Below are 9,925 nucleotides of genomic sequence, written 5' to 3' on the forward strand. Positions count from 1 at the left end.
TCCTCCGCCGTTCTTCTCGCTCGTCCGGTCAGCCGTCGGCGCGCGAACCGGCGATCAGATCCCGCACCAGTCCGGCTATGGACTCGATCGTCGGGTGGTCCCAGGCCAGCGTGGGCTCCACCTCGATCTCGTACTCGTCCTCGATGTCGCCGACCAGGGCCAGCGCGTACACCGAGTCGAGGCCGTACTCGACGAGCTTGCCGTCGGGTGCGATGTCGCTCGCCGGGACGTCTAGGTAGAAGGCCACCTTCTCCACCAGCCAGTCGATGACGGCCTGGTGCTCGGCGGTGACGGCGGAGGGCTGCTGTGCGGTGGTCATCGGTGCTCCAAGGTGGTGGAAGGGTCGGAAGGTTCGAGGGATCGTGCGAAGGCGGCCAGCGCATCGGTCACGGCGCCGGGCCGCTCCTGCTGCACCCAGTGGCCGCAGCCCGGCAGCAGGATCAGATCTCGCAGGTGCGGCACCCAGCGTCGTAGTTCGGACTCCAGGTGTGCGGGGTCGAGGGCGCGGATCACGAAGTCGTCCGCACCGGCCAGATACAGCGCGGGCACCGGGATCCGCGCCTTGGCGAGGGGAGCGGTCAGCTCCCAGTTCACACTGAGGTTGCGGTACCAGTTCAGACCACCGGTGAAACCGGTGCGGCCGAACTCCCGGGCGTATACGGCGATGTCGTCCTCTGTCAGCCAGTCGGGCAGGACGCCGTGGTCCGGGTAGATGTCGAGCAGTGAGCCACCCTGCGGCACCACCGGGTCGATGGCGGCGGCCCCCCCGGAGGTGCCGCCCAGCATCCGGCGGAACGTGCCGGGCAGGTCCCGGGACAGCTCATCGTCCGCGAGGCCCGGGGTCTGGAAGTACAACATGTAGTGGCGGTCGCCGAAGGCGCGGCGCAGGGCGGGCAGCGGGGGCAGGCCGCTGCGCGGGCGGTAGGGGATGCTCAGGCCCGCCACCCCACGCACCCGGTCCGGGCGCATCAGGGCCGTGTGCCAGGCCACTTGGGATCCCCAGTCGTGGCCCGCAATCACGGCGCGCTCGGCGCCCAGGGCGTCGAGGAGGGCGACGACATCGCCGACCAGATGGTGAAGGGTGTAGGCGTCGACGCCGTCGGGACGGTCGCTGCCACCGTAACCCCGCAGGTCCGGAGCGACGGCGTGGAAACCCGCAGCGGCGAGCCCGGTGAGCTGGTGTCGCCACGAGTACGACAGCTCGGGGAACCCGTGCAGCAGCAGGACGAGGGGACCTTCGCCCGCCTCGGCGACGTGGAAGCTGCGGCCTCCCGCGCGCAGGGTGCGGTGGGTGATCTCAGGCACGCCCCGCCACCTCTTCGTACACGTCGGAGTCATCGGCGTCATACATGTCGTCGGTGTCGTACGTGTCGTCGTCGAAGCCCATCAGGCGTGCCAGTTCCGCGGCGTCCATCAGACGCAGCCGGGAGACGGGGGCGTCCGGGTCCGCGGCGGATTGGTCGGCCGCGCGGACGAAGAGGTCGGCGAAGCGCCGCACGGTGTCCTGGTCGAAGAGGTCGACGTCATAGCGGAAGTCGACCGACAGCGTCTCTGCGCTCTGCCGAATGTTCACGGAGAGGTCGAGCTGGCCCTCCGCCTGCGGCAGCGGGCACGGTGCGAGCACAAGACCGGCGTACTCGATGGCGTCGCCGCCGCTCTCGCTGTCGAGCAGCAGCCGCATGAGGGGGTCCGGGGCCGCGGTACCGATCATGTTGAAGGTGATCTGACACAGGGAGGCACCCGAGCTGCTGCGCGGGCGGTTCGCGGTGCGGGTCAGCAGCGAGAAGGGGTAGCCCACTCCGGCGATGCCCGCGCGGACCTGGGCGTCGGCCGCCGCGGCCGCTTCGCGGAACGTCGTCGTGGGCCCGAACTCGGCGCGAAAGACGAGAGTGTTGATGAAGTTCCCGACGACCTCGCGCAGGGCCGGTGTCATACGGGTGGTGGTCGGGCAGCCGACGAGGAAGTCGTTCTGCCCGCTGTAGCGGTGCAGCAGCCCCTGGAAGGTGCCGAGGAGGTAGGAGAAGAGGGTCACACCGCTGGTGCGCGCGGCCTCGCGCAGACGGGCCACCAGGGGTACGTCGAGGTCGATCGTGTGGGTCGCGCCGACGCCGGAGCGGTGCGCGGTGCGGGGCCGGTCCGTGGGGATCTCGGCGGGGACGGCCCCGTCGCAGCGTGCGTGCCACTGGGCGGCGAGCCGTTCGCCGCGCGGCGAGGCAAGCAGCTTGGCCTCCTTGGCGACATAGGTGTCGTAGTCGCCGGGTACCGGCGCGAGGCCGTCCTCGTCGCCGGTCGCGATACGGCCGTGGGCGTGGACCACGTCGCGCAGCAGCAGCCAGTTGGAGGTGGCGTCGGTGCCGATGTGGTGACCTGCGACGAGGAGGACGGCGTCCGTGGGTGTACGGCGCAGCAGGACGAACCGGAACGCGCCCCTGGTATCCAGCTCGAACGGCTCGTTGAGAGCGTCGCGGACGGCCTGGCGCAGCTCCGCGTCGTCGGCTCCCGGCACCTCGCGCACCTCCAGCCACGCGGGCACGGGAGCCGGCTGGAGCCGTACGGGGTGTCCCTCGTGCCGGATGAAGGCGGCGTCGGCCATGGGGTGACGGCGGACCGTCGCGGCGATGGCCTCGGCCAGGGCCGCCGTATCGAGCGTGCTGTGCACGGCCAGGGCGACCCCGGTGTGATAGGCGCTGCTCACGGGTGCCAGCTCGTGGAGGAACCACAAGGCCTGCTGCGCGTGCGAGAGCTGATGGTGTGTCGGCATCGTTGTCTTTCTGTCGGCGCCGCCGGTGGTCGGCCGTTCGGGTCGGTGGGGAACGCCCTCATCACCGCCTGGCTCGCCTCTGCCCAGGCTGCCGGGGCGATCTATACGGCAGCCATATCGCCCGTGCCGCCGTCCCGTTCACCGGCGCGTTCACCGGCCGGTGAAGGTGGGGACCGCGTCGTCGAGAAAGGCGTCGATGCCGAGGCGGTGGTCCTGGGTCGTGAACAGCCCCGCGAACTCCCGGCGTTCGACGCCCATGCCGGTCTCCAGCGGGTTGCCGAGTCCCTCGTCCACGGCCCGCTTGGCGGCGGCCAGGGCGGCGGTGGGGCCCTGGGCGAACTCCTCGGCGAGGTCACGGGCGGCGCGGTCGACGTCCTCGTCGGCGACGACCTCGTCGACAAGGCCTATGTCCAGGGCCTGCGGAGCCGTCAGGGGACGACCGGTGAAGATGAGCTTCTTGGCCTGTCCTTGGCCCACAAGGCGAGGCAGTCGCTGGGTGCCGCCTGTGCCGGGGATCAGGCCGAGCCGGATCTCGGGAAGGCCGAGCAGAGCACCATGCCCGGCGATCCGGTAGTCGGCGCACAGGGCGAGTTCCAGGCCGCCGCCGAGAGCGTAACCGCTGATCGCGGCCACCACGGGCTTGGGGATGGCGGCCATGGCGCTGAACCCTGCCTGCAACCGCCCGGTGTGGGCGCGGACCTCGGCCGGGGACCGTCCTGCCATACCGCGCAGATCGGCGCCGGAGGCGAAGACCCGCTTGCTGCCGCGCAGGATCACGGCCCGTACGGCGTCGTCGCTGCCCACCTCGTCGGCGGCCGCGGTCATCTCCTCCGGTACGGCCGGGTCCACCCCGCTGACCTTGGGGCGCACGATCCTGATGGTCGCCACCCGGCCCTCTTTCTCGGCCCGGACGAATACCGCCACTGTCCATCCCCTCCTGTTGTCGCAGCCTTGTTGCCGCTGAGCCGCTGTCGCTGTCCTGCTGTCACGCCAGTCGGCGGCCGACGAGATCGAACCCCTCGCGCCGCTGGTGACGGCGCATCAGCTCACTCGTGATCTGGGCGTGTGCCGCGTCGGCTCCCGCTACCGGGGCGAGGCGCAGCCGGGCGGCCAGCCTGCCGAGTACTCCGGCGAGCCAGCCTGGGTCGCGCAGGAAAGCACCGGGATGGTCGGTGTTGTGCCTCCAGACGCCGACGCAGGCGGCGGCGGCGAGGAGTACTGCGTAGCGCTCGGCGAGCTCGAAGCTGACGGGCCCGGCCAACGGTGTGCGATCGCGAGGAGCCAAGTCACCGCACCGGGCGGCCAGTTCGCGCAGCTCGTCGGTGAACCGGCCGAGCAGGGGACCGATGACAGGCTCGGTGCGCAGCTCGGCCTCGGCGGCGAGCAGGGTCGCGATCAGCGGGTCCTTGCGGCCGGCGGTGAGGGCCAGGCGGCCGAAGTCCAGGTCGGGCAGCGGGCCGTCGAGGTGGAAGAGACCGGCGGGCGCAGGGGCGTCGTCGGACAGCCACGCGCGGCGGGCGAGGCGGGGGAGTTGGGGGATGATCGTCGCCAGGCAGACAGTGCCGCCGGCGTGCACGAGGGAGGCCACCGGCAGGTCGCGCAGGTGTTTCTGGAACACCGCGTGCGGGCCCTCGCGCAGGAACGAGCGCGCCCCCAGGACCACCGCGAGGTCGTCCACCGCGTCCCTCATCAGGAGCGGCACGAGGAACTTCACGGCGGCCGCGTACACGCTGGTCTGCTCGGGCAGCAGATGCAGCGCCCGGCACACCGTCGTGCCGAGGCAATCGGCGGCCAGCAGGTCCAGGAAAGCGCCGGTCAGGACAGAGCGGGCGTGCGGGATCTCGATGACAGTACGGCGGTACAGGCGCCGCTCCGTCGCGAAGTCCAGTACGGTGCGCAGCTGTTGGTCCAGGGTGCCCACGGCCGCGCCGGGCAGCACGGCCCTGGTCACCTGGAAGGCCCGCAGCACGGTCTCCATCGCCTCCCCGAGGTCACCGGTGACGGTGTCGACGGGCAGCGGGCAGTCGCGGAACTCAAGCCCGCCCAGGTACATGGCGCGCACGCCACTGGTGCGGTAGCGGGGCAGGTGGCGCAGCCGGTCGCGGGGTGCCGTGGCGGGGTCCATGAGCACCAGGGAGTGGCTGCGGCTGCCGGGCGCATCGCTGGTGCGGGCCAGGACGGTCACCGCCTCGGCACGCGCGATGTTGTTGATGATCTCCTTGCGGCCGTTGAGAACCAGCTCCTGGCCACGCACCTCGGCACGGAAACCGGTGCGGGTCACGTCGTTGCCGGTCGACATGTCGGTGTACGCGGCGGCGATACGGCCGTTGCGCAGCAGGACGTCGGCCAGCCACCGGCGCTGGTCCGGGCGTCCGGAGGCCCACACGTTCACCGAGCCGACCAGGTTGCTCGCCCCATGCCCGAGGCCCAGGGCGATGTCGCGGCGGAACAACGGGCGGAGCACACGCGCCAGTTCGTCGGCTCGGGTGAGTCGTCCGCCGAGGTCGCCGGGCACGAACTCCGCGCCCAGGCCGTAGGCGTCCAGGGCGCGTTCGCCGGTCGCCAGGAGGTCGCCGCGCTCGTCGGCGGCAATGAGAGCGGCGAACCCGAGCGGGTTGTCCGCGTCGCCTGGGTTGCCGAGAAGGGCCTCCAGGGGCGCCGGTTCGTACAGCCGGGAGTGGACCGAAGCCGCCGCGGGCGGGTGAGGAACCGTGGTCACGCGCTCACCTTCAGCGGGTGGTGGAGGAGGGAGGGCAGCTGCCCGGATTCATGCTGGGCGATCAGGGTCGGTACCAGCCGCTCCAGGACGTCGTCGGTGGCGTCGGGCCAGGAGGTGCCGAGGTGGTCGAGGACCCGGGCGAGCGCGGCCTCCAGCCAGCGGCCGTCCTGCCAGAGATCGGCCGAGTGCCCGGCGTCCGCCGCCGCGTCGGCGACGGCCTGCCGGTTGCGCAGCCACAGGTGGACCGCCGCCGAGGCGGCGAAGCACCAGGCGTACCGCTCGGCGAGGGTGAACGCGGACGCCGGTACGTCGACGGCGGTCGGCCGGTAGCCGTCCAGTTCGGCGGCAAGGCCTTCGGCGGTGGCAAGGACACCCTCGGCGCGGCGTGCCACCGTGGCAGGCAGCTCGCCCCGCGCGGCGAGCGCGGACAGCTCCCGAACGCCCGGTGCCAGCGCCTGGACGACGCTGCACCCGGTGCGCGGCAGCAGGGAGAGCCGGTCACGGTCGAAGTCGGGCAGCTCGGCGCCGAGCGTGGTGGCCGCCGCGAGTCCGGCCTCGTCGACGGTGCCGCGCCGCCACTGCCGGGCGAGGAGCGGGAAGTAGTTGATCAGGGCTTGCAGGTTGACCACGGTGTTGCCGTCGAAGATGCCGACGATCCGGTGGTCGCGTTGCAGCTTCTGGAACCTGCCGTGCTCGTAGGTGTCCCCCACCAGCAGGGAGCGCGAACCGAGCACGGTGGAGAGACGGGCGACGACCCGGTCGACCAGGGTCGGCACGAAGTACTTGGTGACGGCGGACACGGTGGCCAGTTCGCCGGTGAGGGTGTGCAGGGTGCGGCCGGCGACGAGGGTCGTCGCCTCGGCGAGCAGTACGTCGGCGTACGACTGGGCCAGCAGCCGGCGCGTCTGTGGCAGATCGGCGAGCCGGTCGCCATAGGCGTGCCGGTCCAGGGCGTAGCCGGTGGCCAGCGCGAGGGCGTGGTCGGCGGCGCCAAGGGACAGGGCGGCGCACAGGGTCCGGGTCAGCTGCAGGCTCTTGAGGACGATCTCGCTGCCCTCGCCCTCGGCGCCGACCAGCGCGGATTCGGGGATCTTCGCGTCGGTGAAAGCGATCCCGCTGATGTCGGCGCCTCGGATGCCGTGCAGTCTCACTTGCGGCAGCGGTCGGTACGCACTGCGGTCGAGGCGCTGCTTGTCGACCATCAGCAGGCTGAAACCGCGTGGCCCTTCGGTGTCCCTGGTACGGGCCAGGACGCAGATCAGCTGGCCCCGGTTGGCGTTGTTGATCAGCCACTTCTCGCCGTCGAGCCGGTAGTGGCCGCCGTCCCGGCGCGCGGTCACCTCACCGGCGAGGAGGTCGCTGCCGTGGTCCCGCTCGGTCAGCCCCCAGGACACCACGGCCCCGTCGGCCACCCGCGCTGCGGTCTCCCGAATCTGCCGGGCGTCGCCGCCGACCCAGACGGAGACGGCGCCGAGGAAGGTCTTGCCGTGGGCGACGGCGACAGTCAGATCGCGTCGGGCGACCGCCCGCATCAGCTGCAGCACCTGCTCGTAGGAGCGCAGTCCACCGCCGTGGAGGTACGGGACGTAACTCTGGTGCAGGCCCAACAGGTCCAGTTCCCGGCAGATCTCCAGCGGGAACTCCTCACGGTCGTCCAGCGCCCCGCAGCGGGCGTACGAGAACAGCCGTCCCTCGTCGGCGGGGTCGCCGAGGCTCCGGTCGAGGTCAGCGGCGGCGAGATACGGAGCGTGTCTCACACGGACCGCCCAGGAGCCTGGGCGGCGGGCGCCGCTCCCCGGTACTCACGCAGCAGCGGGGCGTCGAGGTCTTCGTGCACCCCCGGGAGAGAACCTTCCGTGAACAGCTGCCGCATGTGGGAGCGCCGGATCTTGCCGCTGGTGGTGCGGCGGACCTGTCCGGGCCGCAGGAAGACCACGCCGCCTACGCGGATGCCGACACGCTCGGCCAGCGCGCCGCGCACGGTGCGGGCCAGCTCGGGCAGGTCCACGGCGGAGGATCGGCGCGGGCGCATCTCCTGCATCACGACGACCCGTTCACCGTCGGCCGGGACGGAACAGACGCTGCCCGCGAGGCCCTGGAACGCCTCGTGCAGGTCCTGGACCTCGCGCTCCAAGTCGTGCGGGTAGAGGTTGCGGCCGTTGACGACGAGCATCTCCTTGACCCGGCCGGTGACGAAGAGTTCGCCGTCGCGCAGGGCTCCGGTGTCGCCGGTGCGCAGGTAAGGCCCTTCGCCGTCGGCGGTGCGGGCACGGAAGATCCGCTCGGTGGCCTCGGGGTTGCGCCAGTATCCGTCGGCGACGCTGTCGCCGCGTACCCAGATCTCACCGACCCGGCCGTCCGGCAGCGTCCGCTCCGTGTCGGGGTCGACGATCCGCACGGTCAGGTCGTTGACGCGGCCGCTGCTGACCAGCCGGGCGCCCTCGGCGTCGGCGGGCAGGGCGCGCAGCTCCTTGCGGGCCAGGGCGTCGGCGTCGACGGTCGCGAGGACCGGGGCGCGGTCCGGCCGCGTGCCGGTGACGAGGAGGGTCGTCTCGGCCATGCCGTAGCAGGGGTTGAAGGCGTCGAGCCTGAAGCCCGCCGATGCGAAGCGTTCGGCGAAGTTCAGCAGGGTGCGGGCGCTGACGGGTTCGGATCCGTTGCCCGCGTTGCGCAACCGGGACAGGTCCACGCCGACGAGCTGTTCGTCGGTGACGCGGCGGACGCACAGGTCGTAGGCGAAGTTCGGGGCGACGGTGGTGGTGATGCGGTACGTGTCCAGGAGCCGCAGCCACAGGTGCGGGCGGCGCAGGAAGTCCATGGGCGTCATCAGGACCGTGATCGCGCCCAGGTGCAGCGGCAGCAACAGCTTGCCCATGAGGCCCATGTCGTGGTGCTGAGGCAGCCAACTGCCCATCTGGGAACCGGGGTCGAGGTCGAAGGCGTGTGCCATCTCACCCACGTTGTGGGCGAGCGAGCCGTGGGTGACCCGCACGCCCTTGGGGTCGCTGGTCGAGCCGGATGTGTACTGCAGGATGACGAGGGTGGTGGCGTCGAGCGCGGGCACCTGCCAGCCGGGCGCCTCGGCCAGGTCGAGGGTGTCGGTGGCGACGCAGGGCACGTCTTCGGCCTCGGCCTCAGCCAGGAAGGCGGTGATGGAGGAGAGTTCACCGGAGGTGGTGAGCACGAGCCGGACGTCGGCGTCCCGCACGATCCCGGCGGAGCGGGTGTCGTGGCCGCGCTGCTGCCCCGGCATCGGGGACGGAACGGCGACCACACCGGCGTACATGCAGCCGATGAGCGCCTTCACGAACTCAAGGCCGGTGCCGTACAGGAGCATCACCCGGTCGCCGGTCATGCACCGCCCGCGCAGCCAGGCGGCGATCTTGCGGGCCTCGCGGTCGAGTGCTCCGTACGTCAGGGTCTCCTCGACGGGCCGGCCGTCGGGGTGCCGGACGAAGATCACGGCCGGCTTGTCCGGGATGTCCCGTGCGTATGTCTCGAGTCGGCCGACGAGGTGGTCGGGGCCCACGAGGGCGTCGCGATCGTCGCTCATGTGCGCGGACGGCCTTTCTGTGATGCGATCGGTGGTCACGCGCCGTGCTCCGCGGCGGCCCCGGCGGTCCGGCCGACGGCCGCGCGCAGGCGCAGGTCGGCCCGGAGGTGTCCGGTGAGGTGGGAGAGCAGTTCGGGTTCCCGCTGCTCCAGATAGAAGTGGTCGCCGGGGAAGACCCGCATCTCGAAGCCGGCCGTGGTGGTCTGCGACCAGGCGCGGACGTCCTCGATCGCGCAGTGCTCGTCCTGGTCACCGACGTAGGCCACCACCGGGCAGCGCGTCTTGGCAGCCGGGTCCGGACGGTACGTCTCCACAAGGCGGTAGTCGGCCTTGATGATGGGCAGCACCATCTCCAGGAGGGTGGGGTCGTCGATCTCCGCAAGGGAGGACGAGCCCAACTGCCTCATCTCGGCGAGGAACTCCGCGTCGCCCCGGCTGTGCAGGTCGGTGCGCTCGCGACGGCCCGGGGCGTCGGCACCGGACACGAAGAGCCGGAGCGGGCGCACGCCGTGGCGGGCGTCCAGGAGCCGGGTCACCTCGTGGGCGACGACCGCGCCCATGCTGTGCCCGAACAGGGCGAGCGGGGTGTCGGTGAGCGGCTCGAGCGCCTGCGCGATCCTGTCGGCGAGTTCTCCGACGGAGTCGGCGAAGGGCTCGGCGAAACGGTCCTGGCGACCCGGGTAGCAGGTGGCAAGGAGCTCGATGTCCTCGGGCAGGCGGCGGGCCCACGTCCGGTAGGCGGTCGGCGAACCGCCGGCGTGCGGGAGGCACACCAGGCGCAGTCGAGGTGCGGTGGTCGCTCGGTAGCGGCGGAACCACCTGTCCGCTGACTCGGTCATCACATTCCTTCCGGAGCGCCGGGCGGCGCTTGTGCCTGCAAGGGGTTGAGGGT

The 9,925-nt window shown here is 71.7% G+C and carries 8 protein-coding genes; all 8 read right to left on the reverse strand.

What is annotated here, in order from left to right; all coding sequences use genetic code 11:
- Window positions 1–28: 28 nt before the first annotated feature.
- The 8 genes from ACZ5U5_RS28615 to ACZ5U5_RS28650 all read right to left on the reverse strand — a co-directional run bounded on the left by ACZ5U5_RS28615 (window position 29) and on the right by ACZ5U5_RS28650 (window position 9,872).
- On the reverse strand, window positions 29–319 hold the full coding sequence (locus tag ACZ5U5_RS28615) for an acyl carrier protein (protein WP_469027060.1): 291 nt from the start codon (window positions 317–319) through the stop codon (window positions 29–31).
- Window positions 316–1,305, reverse strand: a complete 990-nt coding sequence (locus tag ACZ5U5_RS28620) for an alpha/beta fold hydrolase (protein ID WP_469027062.1) — start codon at window positions 1,303–1,305, stop codon at window positions 316–318. The genes ACZ5U5_RS28615 and ACZ5U5_RS28620 overlap by 4 nt, the downstream gene beginning before the upstream one ends.
- Complete coding sequence (locus ACZ5U5_RS28625; protein ID WP_469027064.1) at window positions 1,298–2,761, reverse strand: condensation domain-containing protein; 1,464 nt, start codon at window positions 2,759–2,761, stop codon at window positions 1,298–1,300. Before ACZ5U5_RS28625 ends, ACZ5U5_RS28620 begins: the two co-directional genes overlap by 8 nt.
- Window positions 2,762–2,911: 150 nt before the next feature.
- Complete coding sequence (locus tag ACZ5U5_RS28630; protein WP_469027067.1) at window positions 2,912–3,685, reverse strand: enoyl-CoA hydratase/isomerase family protein; 774 nt, start codon at window positions 3,683–3,685, stop codon at window positions 2,912–2,914.
- A 61-nt stretch (window positions 3,686–3,746) separates the two neighbouring features.
- Window positions 3,747–5,480 (reverse strand): acyl-CoA dehydrogenase, encoded by a 1,734-nt coding sequence (locus tag ACZ5U5_RS28635; protein WP_469027069.1) that lies wholly within the window; start codon window positions 5,478–5,480, stop codon window positions 3,747–3,749.
- Complete coding sequence (locus tag ACZ5U5_RS28640; protein WP_469027072.1) at window positions 5,477–7,237, reverse strand: acyl-CoA dehydrogenase; 1,761 nt, start codon at window positions 7,235–7,237, stop codon at window positions 5,477–5,479. Before ACZ5U5_RS28640 ends, ACZ5U5_RS28635 begins: the two co-directional genes overlap by 4 nt.
- Window positions 7,234–9,033, reverse strand: a complete 1,800-nt coding sequence (locus tag ACZ5U5_RS28645) for a fatty acyl-AMP ligase (RefSeq protein ID WP_469027075.1) — start codon at window positions 9,031–9,033, stop codon at window positions 7,234–7,236. Before ACZ5U5_RS28645 ends, ACZ5U5_RS28640 begins: the two co-directional genes overlap by 4 nt.
- A 35-nt stretch (window positions 9,034–9,068) precedes the next feature.
- Window positions 9,069–9,872, reverse strand: a complete 804-nt coding sequence (locus ACZ5U5_RS28650) for a thioesterase II family protein (protein WP_469027078.1) — start codon at window positions 9,870–9,872, stop codon at window positions 9,069–9,071.
- Window positions 9,873–9,925: the final 53 nt, after the last annotated feature.

The sequence above is a fragment of the Streptomyces sp. NPDC033177 genome, assembly GCF_055577715.1.